General features: G+C 65.2%; 25 protein-coding genes and 1 pseudogene. 10 read left to right on the forward strand and 16 right to left on the reverse strand.

The window, feature by feature from the left end:
* Nucleotides 1–49: 49 nt before the first annotated feature.
* Together HWN72_RS31860 and HWN72_RS19975 are read right to left on the reverse strand one after the other, a co-directional pair.
* Nucleotides 50–838, reverse strand: a complete 789-nt coding sequence (locus HWN72_RS31860) for a Crp/Fnr family transcriptional regulator (protein ID WP_211151147.1) — start codon at nt 836–838, stop codon at nt 50–52.
* Between the two features lie 188 nt (nt 839–1,026).
* Nucleotides 1,027–1,335, reverse strand: coding sequence for a hypothetical protein (locus HWN72_RS19975; protein ID WP_211151148.1), 309 nt, complete (start codon nt 1,333–1,335; stop codon nt 1,027–1,029).
* Nucleotides 1,336–1,591: 256 nt separating this feature from the next.
* Here HWN72_RS19975 and HWN72_RS19980 point away from each other — a divergent pair, with 256 nt between their 5' ends.
* A complete protein-coding gene (locus tag HWN72_RS19980; RefSeq protein WP_211151149.1) occupies nt 1,592–2,308 on the forward strand; it encodes a Crp/Fnr family transcriptional regulator in 717 nt (238 codons plus the stop codon).
* Nucleotides 2,309–2,313: 5 nt separating this feature from the next.
* Here HWN72_RS19980 and HWN72_RS19985 read toward each other — a convergent pair whose 3' ends face one another.
* The gene (locus tag HWN72_RS19985; RefSeq protein ID WP_211151150.1) at nt 2,314–2,595 is read right to left on the reverse strand and encodes a hypothetical protein; all 282 of its coding nucleotides are present in this window, start codon (nt 2,593–2,595) and stop codon (nt 2,314–2,316) included.
* Nucleotides 2,596–2,736: 141 nt separating this feature from the next.
* Here HWN72_RS19985 and HWN72_RS19990 point away from each other — a divergent pair, with 141 nt between their 5' ends.
* Entirely contained in the window at nt 2,737–3,168 is a 432-nt protein-coding gene (locus HWN72_RS19990; RefSeq protein ID WP_211151151.1) for a YidH family protein, read from the forward strand.
* A 7-nt stretch (nt 3,169–3,175) separates the two neighbouring features.
* Here HWN72_RS19990 and HWN72_RS31865 read toward each other — a convergent pair whose 3' ends face one another.
* The 6 genes from HWN72_RS31865 to HWN72_RS20025 are packed head-to-tail and all read right to left on the reverse strand — an operon-like array spanning nt 3,176 to nt 10,787.
* Entirely contained in the window at nt 3,176–5,278 is a 2,103-nt protein-coding gene (locus HWN72_RS31865) for an NAD-dependent epimerase/dehydratase family protein (RefSeq protein WP_309141582.1), read from the reverse strand.
* Entirely contained in the window at nt 5,275–6,363 is a 1,089-nt protein-coding gene (locus HWN72_RS20005; RefSeq protein ID WP_211151152.1) for a glycosyltransferase, read from the reverse strand. Before HWN72_RS20005 ends, HWN72_RS31865 begins: the two co-directional genes overlap by 4 nt.
* Entirely contained in the window at nt 6,360–7,487 is a 1,128-nt protein-coding gene (locus tag HWN72_RS20010) for a glycosyltransferase (protein WP_211151153.1), read from the reverse strand. The genes HWN72_RS20005 and HWN72_RS20010 overlap by 4 nt, the downstream gene beginning before the upstream one ends.
* On the reverse strand, nt 7,484–8,587 hold the full coding sequence (locus tag HWN72_RS31870; RefSeq protein ID WP_289357248.1) for a glycosyltransferase family 4 protein: 1,104 nt from the start codon (nt 8,585–8,587) through the stop codon (nt 7,484–7,486). The genes HWN72_RS20010 and HWN72_RS31870 overlap by 4 nt, the downstream gene beginning before the upstream one ends.
* Entirely contained in the window at nt 8,584–9,675 is a 1,092-nt protein-coding gene (locus HWN72_RS20020) for an NAD-dependent epimerase/dehydratase family protein (protein ID WP_211151154.1), read from the reverse strand. The genes HWN72_RS31870 and HWN72_RS20020 overlap by 4 nt, the downstream gene beginning before the upstream one ends.
* Nucleotides 9,672–10,787: an NAD(P)-dependent oxidoreductase gene (locus HWN72_RS20025; RefSeq protein ID WP_211151155.1), complete on the reverse strand. Its 1,116-nt coding sequence runs from the start codon at nt 10,785–10,787 to the stop codon at nt 9,672–9,674. Before HWN72_RS20025 ends, HWN72_RS20020 begins: the two co-directional genes overlap by 4 nt.
* A 224-nt stretch (nt 10,788–11,011) precedes the next feature.
* On the opposite strand from HWN72_RS20025, the gene HWN72_RS20030 reads away from it, so the two are divergent.
* Nucleotides 11,012–11,611, forward strand: coding sequence for a histidine phosphatase family protein (locus HWN72_RS20030; RefSeq protein WP_211151156.1), 600 nt, complete (start codon nt 11,012–11,014; stop codon nt 11,609–11,611).
* On the opposite strand, the gene HWN72_RS20035 is transcribed toward HWN72_RS20030, so the two are convergent.
* Both HWN72_RS20035 and HWN72_RS20040 read right to left on the reverse strand, forming a co-directional pair.
* Nucleotides 11,577–12,011, reverse strand: a complete 435-nt coding sequence (locus tag HWN72_RS20035; RefSeq protein WP_211151157.1) for a DUF6165 family protein — start codon at nt 12,009–12,011, stop codon at nt 11,577–11,579. The two genes, HWN72_RS20030 and HWN72_RS20035, sit on opposite strands and share 35 nt — an antisense overlap.
* Before the next feature lie 4 nt (nt 12,012–12,015).
* A complete protein-coding gene (locus HWN72_RS20040) occupies nt 12,016–12,900 on the reverse strand; it encodes a hypothetical protein (RefSeq protein ID WP_211151158.1) in 885 nt (294 codons plus the stop codon).
* Between the two features lie 187 nt (nt 12,901–13,087).
* On the opposite strand from HWN72_RS20040, the gene HWN72_RS20045 reads away from it, so the two are divergent.
* The 3 genes from HWN72_RS20045 to HWN72_RS20055 are packed head-to-tail and all read left to right on the forward strand — an operon-like array spanning nt 13,088 to nt 16,067.
* Nucleotides 13,088–13,945 (forward strand): TIGR04290 family methyltransferase, encoded by an 858-nt coding sequence (locus HWN72_RS20045; RefSeq protein WP_289357249.1) that lies wholly within the window; start codon nt 13,088–13,090, stop codon nt 13,943–13,945.
* On the forward strand, nt 13,942–14,955 hold the full coding sequence (locus HWN72_RS20050) for a glycosyl hydrolase (protein WP_211151160.1): 1,014 nt from the start codon (nt 13,942–13,944) through the stop codon (nt 14,953–14,955). Before HWN72_RS20045 ends, HWN72_RS20050 begins: the two co-directional genes overlap by 4 nt.
* Nucleotides 14,955–16,067 carry an inositol-3-phosphate synthase gene (locus HWN72_RS20055; RefSeq protein WP_211151161.1) on the forward strand — a complete coding sequence of 371 codons (1,113 nt, stop codon included), beginning with the start codon at nt 14,955–14,957 and terminating at the stop codon, nt 16,065–16,067. Before HWN72_RS20050 ends, HWN72_RS20055 begins: the two co-directional genes overlap by 1 nt.
* A gap of 20 nt (nt 16,068–16,087) precedes the next feature.
* On the opposite strand, the gene HWN72_RS20060 is transcribed toward HWN72_RS20055, so the two are convergent.
* Complete coding sequence (locus HWN72_RS20060; RefSeq protein WP_211151162.1) at nt 16,088–16,615, reverse strand: DUF1003 domain-containing protein; 528 nt, start codon at nt 16,613–16,615, stop codon at nt 16,088–16,090.
* A gap of 48 nt (nt 16,616–16,663) precedes the next feature.
* On the opposite strand from HWN72_RS20060, the gene HWN72_RS20065 reads away from it, so the two are divergent.
* Genes HWN72_RS20065 through HWN72_RS20080 form a run of 4 tightly spaced genes read left to right on the forward strand, consistent with a single transcriptional unit; the run spans nt 16,664 to nt 21,063 of the window.
* On the forward strand, nt 16,664–17,623 hold the full coding sequence (locus HWN72_RS20065; protein ID WP_211151163.1) for a zinc-binding dehydrogenase: 960 nt from the start codon (nt 16,664–16,666) through the stop codon (nt 17,621–17,623).
* Nucleotides 17,620–18,648 (forward strand): Gfo/Idh/MocA family protein, encoded by a 1,029-nt coding sequence (locus HWN72_RS20070; protein WP_248006166.1) that lies wholly within the window; start codon nt 17,620–17,622, stop codon nt 18,646–18,648. The genes HWN72_RS20065 and HWN72_RS20070 overlap by 4 nt, the downstream gene beginning before the upstream one ends.
* Nucleotides 18,649–18,650: 2 nt before the next feature.
* Nucleotides 18,651–19,706 carry a polysaccharide pyruvyl transferase family protein gene (locus HWN72_RS20075; protein ID WP_211151164.1) on the forward strand — a complete coding sequence of 352 codons (1,056 nt, stop codon included), beginning with the start codon at nt 18,651–18,653 and terminating at the stop codon, nt 19,704–19,706.
* Entirely contained in the window at nt 19,699–21,063 is a 1,365-nt protein-coding gene (locus tag HWN72_RS20080) for a Coenzyme F420 hydrogenase/dehydrogenase, beta subunit C-terminal domain (RefSeq protein ID WP_248006167.1), read from the forward strand. The genes HWN72_RS20075 and HWN72_RS20080 overlap by 8 nt, the downstream gene beginning before the upstream one ends.
* Nucleotides 21,064–21,096: 33 nt before the next feature.
* Here HWN72_RS20080 and HWN72_RS20085 read toward each other — a convergent pair.
* From HWN72_RS20085 to HWN72_RS20100, 4 genes and pseudogenes are all read right to left on the reverse strand, one after another.
* Nucleotides 21,097–21,868, reverse strand: a pseudogene (locus HWN72_RS20085) (SDR family NAD(P)-dependent oxidoreductase).
* 11 nt (nt 21,869–21,879) lie between these two features.
* Entirely contained in the window at nt 21,880–23,070 is a 1,191-nt protein-coding gene (locus HWN72_RS20090) for a zinc-dependent alcohol dehydrogenase (protein WP_211151165.1), read from the reverse strand.
* Nucleotides 23,070–23,645, reverse strand: a complete 576-nt coding sequence (locus tag HWN72_RS20095; RefSeq protein ID WP_211151166.1) for an SRPBCC family protein — start codon at nt 23,643–23,645, stop codon at nt 23,070–23,072. The genes HWN72_RS20090 and HWN72_RS20095 overlap by 1 nt, the downstream gene beginning before the upstream one ends.
* Before the next feature lie 32 nt (nt 23,646–23,677).
* Nucleotides 23,678–23,896 (reverse strand): hypothetical protein, encoded by a 219-nt coding sequence (locus HWN72_RS20100; protein ID WP_248006168.1) that lies wholly within the window; start codon nt 23,894–23,896, stop codon nt 23,678–23,680.
* Nucleotides 23,897–23,933: the final 37 nt, after the last annotated feature.

A 23,933-nucleotide genomic window follows, 5' to 3' on the forward strand; every position in this document is an offset into this window, starting at 1 on the left:
TCCAAGCCGCCGTGTTCGATACCGAACAGTTCGAGGTTTTATTAGCGAATCAGCGTTGATACGACCCCGGCGACGGCCCGTGCGCCGCAAGATAACGGGGATCGAAATCGCACAGTAGCCGCAGGGCTTCCACGTCGGGAACCACGACACGGTGTGACCGGGATTCGAGCAGGCCTTCGCTGCGCAACTGCTGGAGGGTGCGGTTGACGTGAACTGTAGTCAAGCCCAGCAAATCCGCAAGCCATTCCTGCGTCAGCGGGACCTCCATCGGATCGCCCGGCCTGCCGTGGCCACCGTGACCAGTGCGATAGACCAATTCGCACAATAGATGCATCAGCCGTTCGCGCGCCGCCATCCTGCCCAGGCGTAAGGTATGTTGCGCCAGGATCGCCTTTTCCATCATTGCCAGAGAGGAGGCGAGCTGGGCGACTTCGTTGACATGGCCGTAAGCGTCACGCACGGCTGCAAGCGGGATCGAGTGGAGCTTACCCGGCGTCAGCATCTGCACGCCGCAGTCCATTTCGTCGGCCACGATCGCTTCGAGGTTCACGCAGTCCCCCGGTACGATGGCCGCCGCTGAATGTCGCTTACCATCGCGCGTCGTCACGAACCGACAGGCCCACCCGTCTTCAAGGAACAGCAGGGCGGTGCACACATGCCGCTCGGGAAGCAAAATGTCGCCTGCGTCGAATTCCTTCAGCCTCGGCGTGATGTGCGAAAACAGGCCCCGTAGCCGCCCCGACATGCCGGGCGCTGCATTTGCCGACCTGGCAGTTTTGCGGTCGATCGCCCGCAGCGATGCGGAAAATCGGTGTAAGGAGACGGAAGAACTGCTCACTTCAACGGACTCGCGGCCAGGATCAGGACCGTCGGACCATTCCCCCACATTTTCCACGACTTCGGCGCGAATAAAGCCATCGGTCTCCTGCCCTGCATCCTGTAATTACCAGTGAAGCATATAGCTGCAGGGTTTCAAGGGAAGATCACTAAGTCCTTTTGTCCGTTATCGAACAAAATGGCGGCCCCTCAATCCACCGATGGCCGCGCGTCGGTAGAACCTTGCGCAGCTTCTGGCCCTGATTTCGCGGCCCTTTCGACGGCTTCGCGCGATCCTTCGGCAGGCTCTCCGCCAGCCTTGGGAGGCTCGGCTTCATCCTTGCGCCAGCGATCCGTTTCGCTCGCGGGCTGACCGGTTACGTTGCGCACGTCCCGCGGTTCGTATTCGCCGCGGCCGGCGCGGGCATCCTCCTGTTCGCGCCAGGACTTGTCCTTGTCGCCGGCGGTGCCGGTGACCTTGCGGGAATCCTGGGGTTCGTATTCTCCTCCGCCGGGCATCACCTTTCTCCTTGGTTCGCGCGTTGCCTCACAGCGACGACGTCGCTTTCCAATAACCTAAGCGACAATGGCGCAGTTTCCGGTGTGCGCCGATCGCGCGCCGTAGCGTGCAGCCATCGCGGCGGGGCGAGAGGCCAATCTGTTCGCCCTGTGCGAACGAGGAAGCTTTGCACCGTTTTCAGGCATTAGCTTTACCAAGCTGCGGCGTCATGCTTGAGTGCGATCGGGCAAGGAGCGGCGCATGTCATCATCGGTAATGGATCAAAGCGCCAACCTGCTCGTGCAGATGATGGACGACGAGGACCGGGCGCGTCTGGCGCCCCATGTGATCCGCGTGGAGCAAGAACGCGGACAGAGCCTGGTCTGGGCCGGCCGGCCGATAGAGCATATGTTCTTTCCCGAAGGCGGCATCGTTTCGGTGGTGGCGACTAACGACAAGGGTGCCAAAACCGAGGTGGGCATCTTCGGGCGTGAGGGGATGTCGGGCGTGCCGGTCCTGATGGGCTCGGACAGCACGCCGATGGAGGTGTTCACCCAGGTTGCAGAAGGGACCGCGTTGCGCGTGCCCACGGAGCATGTGCGCGAGGCGTTCGCCGCCAGCGTCAGTCTTCGCAGCCTGCTGCTGCGGTTCTGCCACAGCTTCATGGTGCAAGTGAGCTTCAGTGCGATGGCGAACGCTCATCACACACTGGAAAGCCGGCTCGCCCGCTGGCTGCTGATGTGCCACGATCGCATGGGCACCCACGAAATCGGCCTCACTCACGAATTCATGGCAGTGATGATCGCGGCCCAGCGCTCCGGCGTCACCCTCACGCTGCACATGCTGGAAGGCGAAGGCCTGATCCGTTCCAAGCGCGGCAGCGTGACCATTCTCGATCGGCCGGGGCTGAAGCGACTGGCCGGCGAATCCTATGGCAAGGCGGAGGAGGAATATGATCGCCTCATCGCCCCGATGCCTCGAAGCCGGGACTGACGGCGTCAGTCCTCGTCACCGGACACGAACTTGGCGAAACGGCTGGGTTTGCCATCGGCGGTTTCGTCCTGATGCAGGAAGGCCAAGCCGTTGTCATTGAAGATCCGGAAGAATTCCTCCCACTCGATCTCTTCGAGCGTCTCGTCCTTTTCGCCGAAGTCGATCCGAAGCAACCCGCCATCGCGGCCGTTGTCATGCGTCGCTGCGACGACGGAGGGGCGGCCGCCACGATCCTCGATCCACTGGCGGATTTCGTTGTGTTCGGTGGTCTTGGTGGCGGAACTCATGCCTTGCTCCTGTGATGCGCGATCTCGATCCGGCAAATCGCGACGTGCTCACCGCGTTCCCGTTCGCCAGCTTATGTAAGCAACTCCCAGCAAATCGCGCCCATGCGAAAACCCGACGGCGCGCCCGCGCGTTGGCCGGAAATGAGCACCGAAACCGAAACCAGCAATGCCAAGAAGGAGCTGACCTACAGCGCCCGGCATTTGGAGAAAAGCGCGGGCCGGCAGCAGGACAGCGCCGATCGCCGCACCGAGCTTGCCGCTGATCGCACCGTGCTGGCAGCGGAGCGCACGTATGCCGCCTGGGTGCGGACGGGGCTCGCCGCGCTGGCATCCGGCGTCGGCGCCGGGGCGCTGCTCGAGCATGTCGTACCCGACTGGCTGGGGCTGGCGACCGGCAGCCTGCTCGTCGTGTTCGCCGGGTTCTGCTTCATCGCTGCAGTGTGGCGCGAGATGATGCGTGTCGCGCCGCCAAGGCCCGACACGCCCCGCCTGCCGTCGAACCTGCTCATCGGCGTGAACGGCTTTCTCCTGCTGGTGTGCATCGCAGCGCTGGTGGGCGTGTGGATACGCTGAGGCGGTGCTATTCGGCGGCTATGGAGGGGGCGGCCGCCGGCTCGGTGCAATCGCAGGCGCCGATTTCCTCGGCAAACCAGGCGCAGGTGCGCGCGAGTCCTTGCGCCAGCGGCATGCGCGGATGCCAGCCCAGCATAGTCTCGGCGCGGGAAATGTCGGGGCGCCGGCGCCGTGGATCGTCGACCGGCAGCGGCAGGTGCGTGATCTGCACCGGGCGATCGACGAGCGCCAGCACCGCCTCCAGCAGTTCGTTGACGGTGCGTTCCTCCGGGTTGCCGAGGTTGATCGGCTCCAGCCCGTCGATGTCGCTTTCCATCAGGCGGATCAGCCCCTCCACCATGTCGGAGACGTAGCAGAAGCTGCGCGTCTGCGTACCGTCGCCGTATACGGTGATGTCACGGCCCGATAGCGCCTGGCAGACCAAGTTCGAGACCACGCGCCCGTCGTGGGGGTGCATGTGCGGGCCGTAAGTGTTGAAGATCCGCGCCACGCGAACCTGTGCCCGGCCCAGGCGCGCGAAGTCGAACGCCATGGCTTCGGCGGCGCGCTTGCCTTCATCGTAGCAGGCGCGTGGCCCGGTGCAGTTCACCCAGCCGCGATAATCCTCGCGTTGGGGGTGGATCTCGGGATCGCCGTAGACCTCGCTGGTCGAAGTGAGCAGGAAGCGCGCACCCGCGCTTTCGGCCAGACGAAGCAGGTTGTCGGTGCCCAGCACGCAGGTCAGCATCGTGTGCTCGGGATCGGCTTGATACTGCGGTGGCGAGGCGGCGCAGGCGAGGTTATAGACGCGTGCGAACCGTGCGGCTCGGTCGAGGATCGTGGATGGCAGTACGTTGACGATGTCGCCCTCCACGAATTCGAAGTTGGGATGATCCTCCAGCAGCCGCAGGTTCGATGGCCGCGCCGTCTGCAGGTTGTCGAGGCAAACGACATGATCGCCGCGCGCGAGCAGTTCGGCGCAAAGGTGCGAGCCGATGAAGCCGGCACCGCCCGCGACCAAAGTAAGGGGTGGTCTATCGCCGGTCATGGTGCCGTTCCTCTCCTTGGGTTGCAATATGCGGTGTCGTGCTGCTTCGCCCAGATGGGCTTCCATTTCGGCGGCGCGGTGGTCCGCCGTATGGGCATCGAGTACGCGTTGGCGTGCAGCCGTGCCGATCTCGGGCGAGGGCCGTGCGATCGCTGCGAGCGCGTCCTCGCTCGTTTCAGCCAGGGTGATCTCGCGATTGGGTACGAACAGGGTGTCGATGCCCTCCCAGCGGTCGGACAGGATCGGGGTGCCGCAGGCCGCCGCCTCGAACAGGCGGACGGAAGGCGACCACCCGGCCGCGATCATGTCGGCGCGGGTGACGTTGAGCGTCAAGCGCGACGCGTTGTAGAAAAAGGGGTGTTCGGCCGGCGGTAGGTGTTCGATCCGCTCGACGTTGGCGGGCCATTCGATGTCCTGCGGATACTGCGGGCCGGCCACCGCGAAGCGCAAGTCCGGTCGGCGGCGCGCCGGCTCGATCAGCAGCCGGTCCAGGGTCGGCTGGCGGTCGGGGCTGTAAGTGCCAAGATACGTCAGGTCCCAGCGCTTGGCCACGTCGAGCGGGCGGTAGAGCGTCGGGTCCACCGAACAGTATAGCGCGCGCGCGGCGGGGGAGCCGTACTCGCTTTCGATGCGCCGCAGGGTCGGCCCGCCGGTGAACGACATGTAGACGTCGAAGCCGGGGATCATCGCGGGCGCAAGGTATTCGTGGTCGCCGCGTTCCAGGCGGGCCAGTGTGACCGGCGTGTCGATATCGTAGAATGCGGTGACGCCGCGCGCCAGCGCCTGGACCCGGCGCGAGACTTCAACCCCATCGGGCACATAGGATCCCACGATGACGGCGTCGGCAGCGGCAATAGCGACCCGCCACGCCTCCAGGCCATCGAGGTCGCGGTAGTATTCCAGCCGGCAGAAATCGGGATCGGCAAGGTCGCGATAGGCACCGGCGTACCAAGGTACCTCGCGTTCGAGGAACAGGACTTCGTGCCCCCGCGCGGCAAAGGCGGCGAGGAGGGCGCGATAGGTGGTGGCATGGCCGTTGCCCCAGGACGAACCGAGGCTGAGGCCGAGGGCGACGAGTTTCATGCTGCCTCCGCCGCGCGCTGCTGGTGTTCCTGGAAGATCGCATGGACCTGCTCTGCGCGCAGGGCGTAGGTATGTTCAGCCCGAACGCGCCGCAGCGCCGCCTCGCCGATCGCTCGGGCGCGTTCCGCGGTGAGGCTGTCGAGGATGGCGGCCACGTCCTGCCCATCGCGGGCGACGAGAACTTCGGTGTCGGGCTGGAGGAACTGCTCGATCCCCTCCCATGCGTCGGTGATGAGGCAGGCACCGGCTCCGGCAGCCTCGAACACGCGGGTGGCGGGCGAGAAGCCGGTGGTGGCCATCGAATCGCGTGCGACGTTGAGCACGGCGCGGGGGGTGCAGTTGAGGGCGTTGTGATCGCCGGTGCCGACATGACCGATGGCGCGCACGTTGGGGCTCATCTTCTTGTCGTGCCAGCCGCTTCCGCCCAGCAGGAAAGTGCGCTGCGGCAATAGCGCAGCGGCGCGCAGGAAGAACTCCTCGATGCGCGCCTCGCGGTCGGGCAGGCGGTTGGCGAGGAGGCCGAGGTCGGCTTCGAAGCGCAGGTTGCGCGGGGCGGGGTGGTGGGTGTCGGGATCGAGCGCGTTGTAGATTGGAATGCAGCGGCGCGCGCCGAATGCGGTATAAGCGTCCACGACCGGCGGACCGCCGCCGTAAGTGAGGACCATGTCCAGTTCAGGTAACGCCAGGTGCACGGGATGGGCGGTGTCGGTACGCATCTCGTCCAGCGTCGCGGCGGCGTCCACGTCCCAGAAAATGCGCAGCGCGCCGGGCGAGCTTTGCGCGAGCACGCCCTCCAGAAGTTCCCGGTCGAACACGCCTACGCCGTTGGCCTTTACCACTATATCCGCCGCACCGGCCTCCGCCAGCACTGAGCGCAGGCCCTCCTGCGTGGCGGAATAGACGACCGAGCGGGCCCAAGTTGGGGGGGCGATGTCGCGGTGCTGCTGGCGGTCGAAAGCGTCGGGTTCGTAGAACGTGATGTCATAGCCGTGACCGGCCAAAGCCTTGAGAATGCCGCGATAATATGTCGCCGCGCCGTTCCAATAGGATGAAAGCAGGCTCGATCCGTAGAAAGCTATCTTCATGGGGTGTCCTCGATGGCCTGGGGCTCATTGGCTCGGGGGGGCGCCAGACTGGCGGCGATGGCGAGCAGTTCGTCCACGCGGTGCGCACAGGTGTGGCGGGCAAGCACGGTCTCAAGCCCATTCGCGGCGATTTCCGCCCTCAGGTCGGGATCGTCGCGCAAGGCGCACAAGTGGCGTGTCATCTGCTCGCCATCGCGGGCGACGAGGTAGTCCTCGCCGGGCCGGAACAAATTCTCGGCATCAACCCAAGGCGCGGAAACCAGCGGAATCCCGCAGGCCAGCGCCTCGAACACGCGAATGGTCGGGATGCCGGGCAGGATCGTGGAGTAATAGCGCCGGGGCACATGCACGGTGGCCATGTGGCCGGCGAAGATCTCCGGCGCCCGCGCATTGGGCGCCCAGCCGTGGTACTTCATGCCATTACGGACCAGTGTCGCCCGCGCCTCATTCGGGTAGCGCACGCCGTAGATGTCCAGCGGCAGCGCGGCCTCGCGCGCGGGGCGAAACAGGAATTGCTCCAACTCCTCGGTCCGCTCGCCGTCGCCCCAGTTGCCGATCCAGACCAAGCCCTTGCGCTGGGTCTCCTCTGCCGGGGGATGGAAGCGACGTACGTCGGCGGCCTCGTGCCAGGTCCACACGCGGTCGGACCAGCCCCAGTCGCGATAGACCTCGCTCAGCGCCTCGCCGAAAGCGAGCACCCCATCATAGGCGGAAAGATCGAAGGCGCGCATTGCGTCGGGTTCGCTGACGGCGCGGTGATGGGTATCGTGGAACAGCAGGGTGAAAGCCGCGCCACCCGCCCGAAGGCGACCGATCCCGGCGAGCAGTTTCGGGTCGTTCCATTCATGCACGATGACGAGGTCGGCATCCGCCACCAGAGGCTCGAGCGGGCAGGCCAGCGCGTACGTTGCGGAGGACAGTTCCGGGTAGGCTGTGCGGTATGCGGCCAGTCCCGCATCGCCATGATCGGCCAGCAGGTTGAACAGGCTCCACGCGCCCGCCGGCTCCCACACCTTTACCTCATGGCCGCGCGCGACCAGTTCGCTCAGCACGCCGCGCAGGAAATGGGCATTGCCATGGTTCCAGCACGAAGTGAGCGAATGGGTGAAATAGACGATCCTCATGCAGCGACCCTCCCGGATTGCGCCCTTTCGCCCAGTACTTGCCTGTAGATATCGAGCATACCATTCGCCATGGCGCCCGGACTATAGCGCCCTGCGCGTCGGCGTGCCGTCTCTCCCAGGCGCAAGCGATGGTCGGGATCGCCCAGCAGAATTTCGATGGCGTGCGCGTAAGCCGCCTCGTCGTCGCGCGCGGCGAACAGGGCCACGCCGTCCCACAGTTCGCGAAACGTATCGATGTTCGAGAGGACGAGCGCACAACCTGCCTGCGCCGCTTCGAGCACGGCCAGCCCGAACGGTTCGAACGAAGCGGCGGAGACGAATATGGGCCGCGTTGCCAGCCGACTACCAAGACCCTCGCGGTCGAGTTGGCCCAGCAGTACCAGATTGCGCAAGTCGGCACGCTCGCCATGCGGTCCGGTGGTCGCGCCGGCGGCGCGGAACGGCGCTTCGATCCGCGCTGCCACCCGGTCCAGCAGGTCCGCGCGCTTCACGCGGTCCCACAGGCGTCCGACGGTCAGCACATCGTGGGGCAGGGGGACCTCGGCCTGCTGCGACAGCGCGCTGCGGCCGTTGTGAACCACGGTCGGACTCCGATCGAGTGCATAGTGCCGCGCCACTGTATGGGCGTGGCTGGCAGTCGGCGCGATCACGCGGTCGGCTGCGCGCAAGCCTGCGCCCGTCATCGCGCGATGCCAGGCATACTCGGACGCGAGATCCTCGCCCCGCTTGGCCGCCTCCCACCAGGTCGTGACGCAGCCATGGGTGACGGCGATGGTCGGCACGGGGAACGGCCCGGCAGCGGCGAGGGTGGGCATGTTGAGTTGGATAAGGTCGGTACCCATTTCGCGAGCAATGTCGGCGATCGCGGCACCGGCCGCGAGGATAGGCGCGGGGCCATCGCAGAGCCAGTCGAGCGGCAATTGCGTTTCGATCAAGGCGATGCCGGGAATGCAGCAGGCCTCTGCGCGCTGCGCCGCATCGGGGGCAGGGCCCAGTACTACCAGCACCGGCTGCGCGCCCGCTCCCGCCAGCTCGCGCGCAAGGTCAAGGCCATATTGCCACACCCCGCCCACTGCATCGATCGTGATGAGTATTCTCACAATGCTGCGGTCCGTGCGGGAACAGGCTGCGGTGTCTCATCCAGGGTGGTATCCAGCCCGCGTTCCGTTGCCAGCCAACGCGTCAGACGCTCCACGCCCTCACGCCAGGGCAAGGGGCGCGCTAGGCCGAGCGCCTTCGCGGCGGCGCGGGTGTCGGCCACGAAATAACGCTGGTCGCCCGCGCGCCATTCGTCGCAGCGCACCTGCGGCGGAGTGCCGACAAGGTGGCCGATGTAGTCGAGAAGTGTGCGCAGGCTGACCGCGTTGTCCGTGCCGCCGCCCAGGTTGAAAGCTCGGCCGGCGACCCGGTCGATGCGGTCCCATGCGGCGATATAGGCAGCCACCGCATCGCCGACCTCGAGGATGTCGCGGACCTGCTGGCCGTCGCCGTAAAGGGTGATTGCTTCGCCCTCCAGCGCGCGGATGAGGAAGTGTGCGACCCAGCCCTGATCCTCCGTGCCCATCTGGCGCTGCCCGTAGATGCAGCTCATGCGCAAGACTGCCGCCGGCACGCCGTAACTGCGCGCATAATCGAGCACGTACTGGTCGGCCGCGCCCTTGGAGCAGCCGTAGGGGGTGTGGAAGTCAAGCGGTCGCGCTTCGCCGATGCCATGGGTACGGAACGCCTCGTCGGTGGGGAGGTAGCCATCGCGGGAGGCAGTGAATTCGAGATCGGCAAGGTCGCCGTAGACCTTGTTGGTCGAGGCGAAAACGACCGGCACCGGATTACGGCGCACCGCTTCCAGCAGGTTGAAGGTGCCCCCAAGGTTCACCTCGAAATCCTGGCGCGGGTCGGCCAGGCTGGTCGTCACCGCCACCTGGGCGGCCAGATGGAACACGGCGCGCGAACGCCCCACCGCTTCGGCCAGCAGCCCGGCGTCCTGGACATCGCCGATCAGGGGCCGGATGCGCTCGCCATGACGGCTCTGCAGCCAAGCCAAGTTGCGCTCCACGCCAGTGCGCAAAAGCGCGTCGTACACGATGACGACGTGGCCTTCTTCGGCAAGCCGATCCGCCAGGTTGGAGCCGATGAAACCGGCGCCTCCAGTGACGAGGATCGGGCGGTTGTCTTCGCGATGGGCGCTCATGCCACCAGCCCCCGAGCTTCCAACTCGGCACGGGCCTGATGGACGCGGTCCTCTGCGGTCTGCTGCTGGACCCATTCGGCCAGTTCGGCGAGGCCTTCGACGAAATCCTGTCGCGCTTCGAAGCCAAGTTTTTCAGCGGCGAGCGACTTGTCGCAGAAACAGTGGCGGATATCGCCGATGCGCGCTTTGCCCACGATTTCGGGCTCGACGTCGTTCTTGCCCATCGCCCGCGCCAGCGCCTGCGCCACTTGCGTGACCGATCGGTCTTCGCCCGAGCCGATGTTGAATGTCTGGCCCGTCGCCTGCGGCAGGACCAGAGCATCGGCGAACGCACGCGCCGCGTCACTGACGTGGACGAAATCGCGCCGCTGCTCGCCGTCCTCGAATATCATCGGCCGTTGTCCGTTGAGCAGCCGCGAGGCAAAGATTGCGAGCACGCCCGTATAAGGGTTGGAGAGCGCCTGGCCCGGGCCGTAGACGTTGAATAGGCGCAGGCACACGCTTTCGATGCCGTATGGGGCGCCCATGATGTGCGTGGTGCGCTCCTGCACGTACTTGTTGAGCGCGTAGATCGAGGCCAGGCTGGGGCGTTTCCACTCCGGCGTCGCGACCGGGGACAAGGCGCGGCCGTGCGCGTCGAGCGGGTCCCACACCTTCTGCCCGTCTCGCATGGTGCCGCGCTTGGCGTTTTCGACGAAGGCGCCGTCGACATCGTGGTAGAGGCCTTCGCCGTAGATGCTCATGGATGAGGCGGTGACGACGCGGCGCACCGGCTTGTCGATCAGCCGTTCGAAGAGGACGGCGGTGCCGACGTCGTTGGCGGATGTATAGCGTTCCACCTCGTACATCGACTGGCCTACGCCCACTTCGGCGGCCAGGTGCACGACGCTATCGATTCCTTTGAGTGCGCGCGAAACGGCATCGCCATCGCGGATGTCGGCGATGATCAGTTCGGCTTCCGGTTCGAGATCGGCAGGTCGGCCGGCGGTTCCGTGGACCTGTTCCAGCAGGCAGTCGAGCACCCGGACCTTGTTGCCCCGGCGCAGCAGCTCCGCTGCAACCTGACGTCCGATGAAGCCGGCGCCGCCGGTCAAGAGGATGTTTTCTTTCATAGCGGACCCCACGCTTCACGAGTGTTTGATGGACGGCGGCAAAGGATTTTCGGGCCATGCCGATTTTGCTCGCCGTACGTCAGGGGCAACAGCTTCTTCTTCTTCTAGTTCCTGAATTTAGAAATACTAACAAATGTGTATTACATCGGTTCACATATATAGGAAGACCGGCAGCAATTAATATTATAGCCGCTGTTATCCGATGTAGCCTTGGAGGGATATGAATGGGATTGGTCCACCTCGTCCGTCACGCGAACCATGCCGAAGTCGGCCGAATGCTGAGCGGCCGATCCGATATCGCGCTCGATGCATCTGGCATGGTCCAGGCGGAAGCACTCGTCTCGGCATTGGAAGGAATGCCGATCGCATCCATTCACAGCAGTCCGCGGCGACGTGCGCTGCAGACGGCAGCCCCGATCGCACATGCCCGGGGCATGGAGGTGGGAGCCGTGCCCGCGCTCGACGAAATCGATTTCGGCGCGTTCACAGGTTTGGGCTTCGAGGCGCTCGACCGGCGGGCCGACTGGCATGCTTGGAACGCGCGTCGAAGTATTGCAAGTTGTCCGAACGGAGAGACAATGGCGCAGGCGGTGTCGCGTGCGGCCGATTTCGTTTGCGCGGTTGCGCAAAGGGAGGCGCCGGCAGTGTGCTTCAGCCATTGCGACATTATTCGGGGTATCGTGGCGCACCTGCTGGGGTTGCCGATGGAGCGCATCTTTATGCTCGATTGCGAACCCGCATCGGTGACCACTCTGTCGATCGACGGTGGTGCGATGCGGGTGGTCACTCTCAATTCGTGTGTCCGGCGACGAGCGAGGGCATGACCGGTGGAGCGATGGCGGCCGCGTAGCTCTTCTCCTCGACCAGTTCGCAATCGAGCAGGAGGTTGATCTCGCGCTTGATCGCCGCGCGGGTATCGTTCGTCTGGTAGATCGAGCGTGCCAGCGCCACGAAGCGGGGGCCGAAGCGGGCCTGCGCCTCCTGTTCGCGGATGGCACCCTCGATATTCCACAGCGTTTCGTTAATCCGCTGTAGGCGCTCCATCAAGGCGCCCAGCCCCGGGGTGCGGACGATTTCGGCTGCAGCCCGGGTCAACGCCGCGTGCTCCTTTTCCACGTTGGCGAGCGCAGGGCCGGGTGGTAGCCGGGCACGCTTGATGTCGAGAATGGTGATCTTGTCGAGCAATTCGCCCCAGGAAACGGGGACGCAGGGCACTGTCGTCATCGCGCTACCTCTCGGTTGTCTTAGCCAGATGAGATGTAAGATCGCGCGCGACCGCGGCGATCACCGTGGCCCAGTCGCCGGGTTCGGGCTGGGCGTAGAGGCGCATCGTCGGATACCACGGGGTGTCGGGCCGGCCCGGATTCCAGCGCCAGTCGGGCTCGGCCTGGAGCAGCAGCCAAGTCGGCCTGCACAAGGCGCCGGCCAGGTGCGCAATCATCGTATCGACCGTGATGACCAGTTCCGCGCCTGCTAGCAGGGAGGCGGTGACCTCCATGTCCAATGGGCAGCCGGTCGGATTGAGCACGGGAAGGGCACTGGGACCCGGCATCATGGTAATGCACGGTGTGGCGGCGCATAACGATTTGAAAAGCGCTTCGGGTATGCCGCGCCCGGCATCCCAGCCGCCCGCGCCGTTGCACAGGGCGATCGTGCCGCGCGGCAGGACGGCGCGGGTCGCCTTTATATAGGCGGGCTGCGTCGCGTCAGGCGCGATCCGCAGCGCGAAATCGAGTTCGGTGATCTCGATGTCACATTCAAAGGCGGGCAGGGGGGCTGTCGGATCGAATGGGACCACCGCAATGCCTGGAACATCACGCAACAGCGGGACCAGTCCGGGTTGCGCTTCGAGTGTTACCGAAGCCGTGCAGTCAGCCAGCAGCGGCAGGTAACGGGCGAATTGTATGGTGTCACCAAGGCCGTGATAGCATCGGACCAGAACATGCCGGCCTTCGAAGTCACGCCCGTCCCAGACCCATCGCTGGTGATACGGCGCACCCGGTTGATCCCGCGTCGCGGGGTCGCGCTCGCCAAGAATCTTCGCGGCGAGCGACCACGCGACATCGTAGCGTTCAGCCCGCATCGCCTCGATCCACTGCCGCATGTCGCTCATGCAGCGATGAATGCCGGACGGCGCTGCGGTATCCCGAAGGCTATCAACTAAGAAGAACTGAGGCTAATTATAATATTTGTTTATAACTTTAATTGAAAAAGCCCAGTCTTTGTAGATGCTCGGAACATCGCAGAAGAGGGATCGTTGCCGCTCTGTAACACAGTGCCATGGCACAGGCGGCTCGCCTGTGGCGCGCTTTTCGGCATTTCAGGTAGTGGAGGAACGATTGCGCCAGGCTGCGGCTTCTCATCACGACGACACGGCGCGGCTGCGCGACAGCATCGAAGCGCTGGGTCCCTGGTTCCACAACATAGACCTCGGGGGCGTAAGCACAGCGCCCGAACATTTCCTGGGCGACTATCCCAGCTTCAAGTTCAAATCCTTCGCGCACGTGCTGCCCAAGGAAATGGCGGGGAAGTCGGTGCTCGACATCGGCTGCAACGCGGGCTTCTATTCGGTCGAGATGAAGCGGCGCGGGGCTCTGCGCGTCGTCGGCATCGACAGCGACGAACGCTACCTCGCCCAAGCCCGCTTCGCCTGCGAGCAACTGGGTTTCGACGGCATCGAGTTTCGCAACCTGTCCGTCTACGACGTGGCGGCGCTGGGCGAGACGTTCGACCTCGTGATCTTCATGGGCGTGCTCTACCATCTGCGCCATCCGCTGCTGGCACTCGACCTGATCCGCGAGAACGTGGCGGGCGACATGATGTTGTTCCAGACGATGCAGCAGGGCGGCGACGCCGTGATCGAGGTGCCGACGGACCACCCGTTCTTCATGCCCGGCACCTGCGAGCCGCCCGCTTATTTCAGCGACGCAGGCTATCCCAAGATGCACTTCATCGAGCGCGAATTCGCGCACGACTGGACCAACTGGTGGGCGCCCAACCCCGCGTGCAGCCAGGCGATGTTGCGCGCTGCCGGCTTTACGATCGAGGCGCACCCCGAAGCGGACGTTTACTTGTGCCGCACCGCGCCGGTACCTTACGGTAAGTACGGCCCCGCGGCAGTCTATCCAACCCAGCCAGCGAAAGGGGAACCGCGGTGATCGAAGCGGCGATGCTCTGGAACGAGCCAAACAACAAGTCACACTGGGACCCGGCGCTCGATCCCGAATGGGCGCTGTTCGCCAAGCACGTGATCCGCGCCGGCGATGCCATTCGCGCGGTCAACCCGCAGATGACCCGCGTGCTGGGCGGCATGTCGCCGATCGACCCTCACTGGCTGCGGCGCATGGAGGGCCACGGCGCGCTAGACGTGGTCGACGTGGTGGCGGTGCACGGATTCCCGCTCGACTGGAACCTTTGGCGGCTTTCCGCCTGGCCTGACAAGATCGCCGAGATCAAGGCCGTCACCGACAAGCCGGTCTGGGTTACCGAAGTCGGGGTCAGCTCGTTCGGCGCGGATGAAGTGCAGGTATTCGGGCTAGAGCGCACCGTTGCGCTGCTCAAGGACGTGTCGCTCCGCGTTTTCTGGTACTCGTTATTCGACCTGCCGATGAGCTGGGGCGCGGAAACCCGCCACCGCGAGGCGGAAGGCTCTTCGTACTACCGCCACTTCCACCTCGGCCTGATCCGCGAGGATGGCACGCCCAAACCCGCGCTGGATGCTTATGCGCGGCACGCGGCAGAGATCGGCCTGATGCAGTGGTTCCACTTCGAGGATCCGCGCCTGGACGAAGCGGTCGCATGGATGAAGCAGCTGGGCACCCGGCGCATTCGCACGGGCCTCTCGTGGGCAGACAGCTTCCGGCCCAATGCCGTCGATTGGTTCGATCGGCAGATGGAGGCGCTGGCCGACTTCGACGTCACCGTCACCTTTTGCTTTACGCCCGAGCACCTGGGCCTCGCCCCGCACCACACCAGCCCGGCCCGCGATCCTCAGGCGTTTGCCGATTTCTGCGCCTGGATGATCGACCGTTACGCCCCGGCGGGTGATGGCGGAATGAGGATTGAGGCGCCTGCCGTGCCGGTCGGCGCCATGCTGCGCACGCCCGAGTTGTCCCCCCTCAATTTCGACCGGGACGAACGTCTCAGTGCCGAACGGAGCATGGTCTGATGCTTTCACCCGACCGCCATGGCATCAACGTCGCAATCGCCGGGATCGGCAACTGCGCCAGTTCGCTCGTGCAAGGGATCGAGCATTACCGTTCGGGCGCCAACGACATGGTCGGGCTGACCCATTACGATCTGGGCGGCTACAGCCCCAGCGACATTCACATCGTGGCGGCTTGGGATGTCGACGAGCGCAAGGTGGGCCGCGACGTCGCCGATGCGATCTACGCCAAGCCCAACTGCACGACGGTATTCTGCGAAAAAGTAGACGATACCGGCGCCGTGGTCCGCATGGGCCGCATACTCGATGGCGTGGCCGATCACATGGCCGACTACCCCGACGAACGCACCTTCCGGGTGGCCGATGCGCCCGAAGCGACCAAGGACGAAGTCGTCGCCGCCCTTCGCGCAAGCCAGGCCGACGTGCTGATGAACTATCTGCCTGTGGGCTCGCAGGCGGCAAGCGAATTCTATGCCGAATGCGCGCTGAAGGCGGGCGTTGCCTTCGTCAACAACATACCAGTCTTCATCGCCAGCAATCCCGAATGGGCCGAGCGTTTTACCCGCGCCGGAGTGCCGATCATCGGTGACGACATCAAGGCGCAGCTGGGTGCCACGATCGTCCACCGGGTGCTGACGGACCTGTTCAAGAAGCGCGGCGTCAAGCTGGATCGCACGTACCAGCTCAATACCGGCGGCAACACCGACTTCCTCAACATGCTCAACCGCACGCGGTTGGCTTCGAAGAAGGAGTCGAAGACCGAGGCGGTGCAGTCCGTCGCGCAAGTACGGATCGAGGACGAGAACATCCACGTCGGCCCCAGCGACTACGTCGCCTGGCAGAACGACAACAAGGTGTGTTTCCTTCGCATGGAAGGCCAGCTTTTCGGCGGTGTGCCGATGAACCTGGAACTGCGCCTTTCGGTGGAGGACAGCCCCAACAGCGCAGGCGTCGCCATCGACATGATCCGCTGTGCCAAGCTGGCGCAGACACGCGGGCTGGCGGGGCCGATCCACCCCGCCGCCGCCTGGTTCTGCAAGCATCCCCCCGTGCAGATGCCCGATGACGAGGCCCATGCCGCGTTCATCGCCTTCATCGAAGCCGAAGCCAAATGAGCGCCGGACCCCAGGAGATATCAGTGCTCCAAACCCTCCTCGCGCCTGCGCTCGTCGAGCGCGTCGAGCACTTGCGTGGGCTGGATGTCCTTGCGGATCTCCTCGAACTGCGAGTCGTCCACGGTGATGTCCAGTTTCTCGGCGATACGCTGGACGAGGCCCGCCAGCCGGGTGAGTTCGTGCTCGGCCAGCAGATTGACGTGCAGGTCCAGGTCGGCACGGCGGTCGGCGGCAGCGGCCATGCGGTTCTGGCTGATGAGCACGAACGTGGACAGGAAGATCGCCTCCACGGAGGCGACCATGGCCAGCATCACGAAACTGGGATCGAAACGTGCAATGACCGGCACCGCGCCCAGATTGATCGCGATCCACAGCCCGAACACCACAACGTGCAGCGCGACGAAGGCCATCGAGCCGGTGAACGCGGTGATGCGCCCGGCGACCCGCTCGCTGCGCGGGCCCTGCCGCGCCTCGTCACGCTGCCGGGCGGTGAGCCGGGCGATGTTTTCGCGCAGGGTCGCGGCCATTTCTTGGTTCGATGCGGTCATGACCACGACAATTCGCGCGATGTCTGATCGGTTTCAGGAGATGAATGCATGATGTTTGCTGCGGTTCTCGAAGCGCCCGGAGCGATCCGGATCGACCGGGTGGAACGGCCCGATACCGGCCGCGGAGAAATCCGCATCCGCCTCGAAGGCTGCGGCGTCTGCGCTTCCAATCTGGAGCCGTGGGCCGGGCAGGGATGGATGAACTACCCGGGGGAAGCGGGTGGCCTGGGCCACGAAGCCTGGGGCGTGGTCGACGCCGTGGGCGAGGGTGTCTGCGGCCTTGCGCCAGGGGACCGGGTCGCCGCGTTCTCCTACCGCGCGTTCGCGGAATACGACATCGCGGCGGCCGACATGGCGATCAAATTGCCCCCGCAGCTCGAGGGCCAGCCGTTTCCCGGAGAGCCGCTGGGCTGCGCCTTCAACATCTTGCGTCGCAGCGACATCCGCGCCGGCCAGACAGTGGCGATCGTCGGTATCGGATTTCTCGGCGCCGTCCTCACCAAGCTGGCGAGCGATGCTGGCGCGCGGGTGATCGCCATTTCTCGGCGGCAGGAATCACTCGATCTGGCGACGCGTTACGGCGCGGCCGAGACGATCATGATGCACGATCACTGGGCCATCATCGAGCAGGTTAAAGCGCTCACCGGAGAGGCGATGTGCGAACGCGTGATCGAATGCGTTGGCAAGCAGTGGCCGCTCGACCTGTCGGGGGAACTGGTGGGCTTCGGCGGCCGGCTTGTCGTTGCCGGCTACCATCAGGACGGCCCCCGGCAGGTGAGCATGCAGATGTGGAACTGGAAGGGCATCGACGTCGTTAACGCGCACGAACGCGACCCGCGCGTGCAGATGCGGGGCCTGCGCGAAGCGGTAGAGGCGGTGGCCAACGGGCGGCTGGACCCCACACCGCTCTATACGCACCGCTATCCGCTGGAGAAACTGGGCGAGGCGCTGGATGCTACGCGCGACAAGCCGGGCAACTTCGTCAAGGCGCTGGTGACATTCGCATGAGCGAGGCAATCACCATGACCGGCGATCACGCCCAGGCGGCCGTCGAGACGCGGCGACCATGCGTCGGTTTCCTTGGCACCGGCTGGATCGGCCGCCATCGGATGGAAGCCATGCTGGCGATCGGCGCGATCGACGCCGGCGTCTTCTGCGATCCCGATTTCGCATGCGCGGCCGAGGCGGAGAAGCTCGCGCCCGACGCCTGGCGGGTCGGCACTTTGGAAGCGATGCTGCAGCACGACATCGACGCGGTGGTGATCGCCACCCCGAGCGCGCTGCACGCGCAGCAGGCGATCCGCGCCCTCGAAGCGGGCAAGGCGGTGTTCTGTCAGAAGCCGCTGGGCCGCACAGCCACCGAGGCGCAGGCGGTCGTCGATGCGGCAAGGGCAGCAGACCGCCTGCTCGGCGTCGATCTTTCGTATCGGCACACCGAGGGCATGCGTCATGTCGCCGAACTGGTCCGTTCGGGCGCATTGGGCGATGTCTTCGCCGTCGATCTCACCTTTCACAACGCCTATGGGCCGGACAAGCCGTGGTTCTACGATCCGGCTGAATCCGGCGGGGGCTGCGTGGTGGACCTTGGCGTGCATCTCGTGGATCTCGCGTTGTGGACGTTGGGTTTCCCACCCGTCTCGAACGTCGATGCACGGCTGACCAACGGGGGCCGCCCGCTGGGGGCGGGGCAGGTGGAGGACTACGCCACGGCGCAATTCGCTGCCGGGGACGCGCAAGTGCGGCTTGCCTGTTCGTGGCGGCTCAATGCCGGGCGCGATGCGGTCATCGAGGCGGCGTTCTACGGCACCAAGGGCGGCACGGCGCTGCGTAACGTCGGCGGATCGTTTTACGATTTCACCGCCGACCGCTTTGAGGGCACTGCCGTCACCCGCCTCGTCGATCCGCCCGACGAATGGGGCGCGCGCTCCGCCGCCGTCTGGGCGCGCCAGCTCGCGCGTTCCGCCGCGTTCGATCCCGAGGCGGAGCAGTTCGTCCGCAGCGCGCAAGTGCTCGACCGGATCTACGGGCGCTAGCCATGAACGTCGGCGTCCTCACCTTCCATCGTTGCATCAATTACGGCTCGTACTGGCAGGCCCGCTGCCTGGTGGAGGGGCTGAAGGCGATGGGGCACGATGCCGAACTGCTCGATCACGACAGCGTGCAGGTGCGCAGCGCGGAGTGGCGCTGCGCCTTCAACCCGCAGCTTCCGGTGCGCACCCGCCGCGACGACCTTGCGCGTTACGGTGCCAAGGCACGCAGGTTCCTCACCGCCTTCGACCGCCTGCCGCAATCGCGCCGATTCTCGCTCGATCATCCCGAAGAGGCCGGTGAATACGACGCCGTTGTGGTGGGAAGTGACGAGGTGTGGAACTTTCGCCACCCCTGGTACGGCCACAAGCCCATTTTTTTCGGCGATCGTCTGCGTGCGCGGCGTCTGATTTCCTATGCCGCGAGCTTCGGGAACCACGACGCGGCGCAGGGCATAGACCCGGTCTGGGCAGCCAGGCTGGACCGTTTCGATTGGCTGTCCGTGCGCGATGAGAACAGCCGCGAAATCGTGCGGCACAGCGTCGGCGTGAAGCCGGAACTGGTGCTCGATCCGTGTCTCCAGTTTCCGCCGCCCCGGATTATGTCCCTGGGCGAGGAGAGGCCTTACGTCGCGGTCTACGGGCACAGCTTTCCGGCCTGGTTGGCCTATCGTGTGCGCGCTTGGGCGCAGGCCACCGGCCGGCGCGTGGTGAGCATCGGCTACCGCAACGACTGGGCCGACGAGCAGCGGATCGAGTCGGGCCCCGAAGCCTTTTCCGCCCTGATCGCCGGCGCCGATGCGGTGGCGACCAATTTCTTCCACGGCTGCGTCTTCGCGCTGCACCACCAGCGGCCCTTCGTCTGTGCGCCGTCGCCTTATCGTTTCAATAAAGTGCGCGACCTGCTGCGATCGCTTTCGGCCGAACGGCACCTGGTCGGGTCGGAGGTGCCACCGCCCACGTACGACGCATTGCTAGGCGATCCGCTCGATCCGGCGATCGGCGATCGGATCGCCGCCATGCGCATCATCTCCGGCGCATACCTTGGCGCGGCGCTTGCCTGAACCCACCTTGGCGCCGCGCGACGTCAGCGAGGCGGGCCTGTGCATCGGCTGCGGTGCCTGCGCGGCGGGCAGGGGCGGCATGGAGTGGGACCACTATGGCCAGCTGGGGCCGGTCGGCAGGTGGACGGGCGAACCGTCCGCCACGTTCGCGCGGACCTGTCCGTTCTCCCCCTCGGCCGCCGACGAAGACGCCATCGCGGCCGACCGCTTTCCTCAAGCGCGGTTCCGCGATGCGCGGATCGGCCGGTTCGAGAGCGCCTGTGTCGGCCACGTCGCGCAAGGCGGGTTTCGCGCCGAAGGTAGTTCGGGCGGCATGGTCAGCTGGGTTGCCGCCGAACTGCTGCGGTGCGGGTTGATCGACGGCGTCGCGCATGTCGTACCCGCCGATCCCTTGATCGACGGGCGCTTCTTTCGCTATCGCATCTCGCGCGACGCCGCCCAGATCCGCGAAGGGGCAAAGTCGCGCTATTACCCGGTGGATCTGTCCGCGGTACTGGAGGAAATCCGCGCCGTGCCAGGTCGGTACGCCGTGGTAGGGGTGCCGTGCTTCATGAAAGCCGTTCAGCTGCTGCGCGCCCACGACCCGGTGATCGCCGAGCGTGTGGCCTACACCCTGGGCCTGTTCTGCGGTCACATGAAAAGCGCGGCCTTCGTGGAAAGTATGGCCTGGCAGTTGGGCGCTCCCATCGCGGAGGTGCGCGCCGTGGAGTATCGCCGCAAGAACCCGGACCGACCCGCCAACTGGTACACCGCGCATCTGACGCTGGCGGACGGCAGTGCCCGCTGGCGCGATTGGTGGCATCTGGTCGATGGCGATTGGGGCGCGGGCTTCTTCCAGAACGCGGCGTGCGACTATTGCGACGACGTGGTCTCCGAAACCGCCGACATTGCCTTTGGAGACGCCTGGGTGGAGCCTTATTCGTCCGATGGTAAAGGCAGCAACGTGGTGATCGCGCGCAGCCGCCAGCTTCACGACATGATCGCCGCCGCCATGGCCGATGGGCGGCTTTCGATGCAGCAGGTGGATGCCGAGTTCATCGCCGGCACGCAGGCCGCAGGCTTGCGCCAGCGCCGCGAAGGGCTTGCCTATCGCCTACGCATCGCACCGCCCGCGCTGCCCTTGCACAAACGCGTGACGCCGGGTGAGCGCGACCTGCCGTGGCGGCGCAAGCTGATCTATCGCGCTCGCCGCTGGATCAGCGCCGGAAGTCATCGCATGCTGGCGGCGGCACGCACGCTCTGCTGGCACGGCTTGTACCTGCGCTGGGCAAAAGCGTCGCTGCGCGGCTACGAGGTCGTAACGTACTTGCGAGGCCCGATGGGCAGGCTGCTGGCCCGGTTGGACCGGAACGATTGAGCGAGGCGAGACAGGCAAGCCATCGCCTACCCCTCATCCGTCAGGTTTCGCCGTCGCCGGCTCTGCCATGTTCCGGTGCATTTCCGCCAGCGTGGCGGTGGGCGTCAGGTGCGAGACCGCTGCCTGCGCCTTGTTCTTCCAGCCCGAGACGATGTGCGACTTGCCCGTGAGCAGCGCTTCCCAGCCGTCCTTCGCGACCTTCGCCGGATCATTCTTATTCTGCGTGCCGACTTTGGTGTCGAGCATGTCCGCCCGTTCGAAGAACTCGGTATCGGTGGGGCCCGGCATCAGCGTGGTAAGGGTCACGCCCTTGCTGTGCTTGATCTCGTTGCGCAGCCCATCGGTGAAATTGTCGATATAGGCCTTGGTCGCGTTGTAGACGGCCTGGAAGCTTCCGGGCATCAACCCGGCGATCGAGCCCGTGACGAGGACCTTGCCGGCGCCGCGATCCACCATCTGGCGCAGTACGCGTTGGAGCAGATACGTGGTGCCGACGATGTTGGTGTCCACCACGCGCCGCCAGTCGGCGACGTTCTGATCGAGGAAGGCGCGACCAAGGCCCCGCCCGGCGTTGGCACATAGCACGTCGATAGTGCGCCCCTGCGCCGCTTCCAGCAGCCTGTCGACACCCGCGGTGCTGGCAAGGTCTGCCTCGGTGCCGTTAACGTCGGTGCCATGCGTCCGCATCGATCAGTGGCTCGTCGGCCACGATCAGCAGGTCGTGGCCTGCCTGCGCGGCCAGACGCGCAAGTTCAAAGCCGATGCCGGTCGAGGCACCGGTAACGATGGCGAATGGCTTGCTCACGGTGGTTCTCCTCAGGCTGCGACGCGGTCGAGGCCGGGCTTGAGCACGACCTTGGTGACCTCGTTCTGCTTGTGATGGAACATCTTGTAGCCCTCGGGCGCCTGGCTGAGCGGGAGGCGGTGGCTGATGAGGAAGGTGGTGTCGATCTTGCCTTCGAGGATGGCGTTGAGCAGCCCCGGCAGATAGCGCTGGACGTTGGTCTGCCCGGTCTTGAGCGTCAGCCCCTTTTCCATGAAGGCGCCGAGCGGGAATTTGTCGACAAAACCGCCGTATACTGCGGGCATAGAGACGCGGCCGCCCTTGCGACAGGCGATGATTGCCTGGCGTATCGAGTGAGGCCGATCGGTGCCCAGGAACAACGAGGCTTTGATCTGGTCGATCACGTTGTCGACGAAGAAGCCGTGCGCTTCCAGGCCGACCGCGTCGATGCAGGCATCGGGGCCGATGCCGCCCGTCATCTCCAGCAGCGCCTCGTACGTTTTCGTTTCTTCGAAATTGATGGTTTCGGCCCCGAACTTTTTAGCCAGCTCCAGGCGGTGGGGGAAATGGTCGATTGCGATCACCCGCTCCGCACCCATGAGGAACGCGGACTGCACCGAGAACAGGCCGACCGGACCACAGCCCCAAACAGCCACCGTGTCGCCAGGCTCGATCTCGGCATTTTCCGCAGCCTGCCAGCCGGTCGGCAGTATGTCGGAGAGGAACAGAACCTTGTCGTCCTCGATCTCGTCGGGCACAACGATCGGGCCGGTGTCGGAGAAGGGCACGCGCACGTATTCCGCCTGACCACCCGCATAGCCACCGGTCATGTGGCTGTAGCCGAACAGGCCGGACATGGGATGGCCGTAAAGCTCCTGCGCAATGTCCTGGTTATCGGCGGGATTGCCGTTGTCGCAGGCAGAATATTGCTGTTTGCCGCAGTGATAGCAGCTGCCGCAGGCGATGGTGAACGGCACGACGACGCGCTGGCCTTTCCTGAGCGACGAGCCAGGGCCGGTCTCGACGACTTCGCCCATGAATTCGTGGCCAAGGATGTCACCGGCCTTCATCGTTGGGATGTAGCCATCGTAAAGATGCAGATCCGACCCGCAGATCGCGGTGGACGTGACCTTGATGATCGCATCGCGGGGGTTGAGAATTTCGGGGTCGTCGACGGTGTCGACGCGCACGTCGTGCTTTCCGTGCCAGGTCAGGGCGCGCATCAGGCGGTCTCCTCGATCAATTGCGTGCGGGTGCGCGCGGCTGTGGCGACCTCGCCGGTTTCCATAAGTTGCTTGAAGCGCCGCAGATCCCGTCGGGCCTGGATCGCCGGTTCGCGCTGGAATAGCTTCGCTATCGCCCTGCCCAGCAGGCCCGCAGGCGGAGCGTAGTCGATGGTGGCGGTGATGACAGTGCCGCGCGGGCCGGCATCACGAAATTCCACGCTGCCGCTGTTGGCGATGTCGGCGCCCTCGGCGGAGGCCCAGGCGATGCATTCGCCGGGCACGTCCCGCGTGATCGCTGCGTCCCATTCGACGGTGCGCCCGCCCGGTGCCAGGACCACCCAGTGGCTTGTCCGTCCGTCGATTTCGTCGACCCGTTGGATATTTTCCATGAAGGTGGTCAGGTTGGAAAAGTCCCGCCAGAAGGCGTAAAGTTCCTCGCGCGGCCGGTTGATCGTGACCGAGCGGGAGATCAGACTGCCGCCTTTCGCCTCGATGCCCAATTGCGCGGCATCGCCCGTGAGATGGCGGTGTTTCGATGTAGTCAGCGGCGCGTCGCCACGGATATCGTCCATTGCGTTTCCTCGATGAAGTTGGCAGGACCGCGTCAGCGGGTAACGTCACCGTCCTTGCGTTCTTGGGCGGGATAATCCTCGGGTCTTACCTCGCCGACGAATGGTCTGTTTTCGACCTTTTCGGGTTTCTGGCCCGGCGTGGCGCGCGGATCGTGGAATTCGTCGGGGCGGGCGTCACCAAAAGTACCATGGGGGGTCTCGAACGGCTCCTTTGGGATGGGGCCCCGGTCGTCCTTGTCGATGGCGCTCATGAAAGGGTCCTCCTCGCTGGCTGCGTTCAGAGACTCT

The sequence above is a fragment of the Novosphingobium sp. HR1a genome, from assembly GCF_015594425.1.
Classification (GTDB): Bacteria; Pseudomonadota; Alphaproteobacteria; order Sphingomonadales; family Sphingomonadaceae; genus Novosphingobium; species Novosphingobium resinovorum_A.